Annotated in this window: 1 protein-coding gene; it reads left to right on the top strand. The window is 48.9% G+C overall.

Annotation, left to right across the window (positions count from 1 at the left end; all coding sequences use genetic code 11):
• The coding region (locus ACWHAR_RS22740; protein WP_452087908.1) for a glycosyltransferase family 39 protein at positions 1-1097 on the top strand (1097 nt) is incomplete at both ends.

The raw sequence follows: 1097 nt of genomic DNA, 5'->3' as shown, positions 1-1097 counted from the left end.
CGATTGCTGTAGCTGTAGCACGTACAAACAATGTTGATGCATTACTGGTATTTTTCTTATTGCTTGCTACATGGCTTCTCTTTAAAGCGATCAGAAAAGGAAAACTGATCTGGCTGTTAGCGGCGTTTTTCGTTGTTGGAGTAGGATTCAATACAAAAATGCTTCAGGCTTACATGATTTTACCGGCCTTCCTATTGTTCTATTTGATTGCGGCAAATGCCGCGGTGAAGAAAAAAATCATTTCGCTGGTCAGTGCGTTAGCCGTATTAGCAGCCGTTTCGTTATCGTGGCCGCTCATTGTCGACAATATCCCTGCAAGCAAGCGGCCTTATATCGGAAGCAGCCAAACCAACTCTGTTTTGGAATTGGCTTTCGGCTATAACGGAATCCAGCGGCTGACAGGCCAAAATTCAGGCGGCGGCCAGGGTGCGCCAAACAAAGACGCTTCAAAAGAAATGTCTTCTTCTGATAACACTCAAGCACCGCCTAATCAGTCATCAAGCAGCAGCTCATCAAATGATGACAAATCTTCAAATGGCAATATGGCGGCGCCTCCATCCAATGGCCAAATGCCAAGCGGCGGAGAAATGCCAAGCGGCGGTCAAGGAGGCCCTCCAAGCGGCGGAGATGGCGGCCAAGGCGGACCCGGCGGAGACGGAGGGAAAGGCGGTACAGGAACCGGTTCGAAAATGCAATCAGGTTCAGGGATGTTTGGAACGGGAACACCTGGTCCACTGCGGCTTTTCCAACAAGAGTTATCTGATCAAATCAGCTGGCTTCTGCCATTTGCGATATTTGGAATCGCAGGCTTACTGATCGCTGGCGCAAGAGAAAGAAGAAGATTATCTGTAGAGCAGAAGGAAACGGTGTTCTGGGTTGCGTGGCTTGTACCGATTGCCGGATTCTTCAGTGTCGCAGAATTTTTCCATCATTATTATCTCATCATGCTGGCACCGCCGATTGCGGCTCTTGTCGGTGCGGGGTGGGTCGCTCTTGTTCATCTGTACCGCAATCAGACAGGCTGGAAAGCATGGCTTTTGCCGGGAGCAATTATTGCGACAACTGGATTTGAATTGTTTATTCTCAGAAACTACAAC

Source organism: Bacillus sp. LR--39, from assembly GCF_053613335.1.
This window is presented reverse-complemented; position numbering and strand designations above follow the sequence as displayed.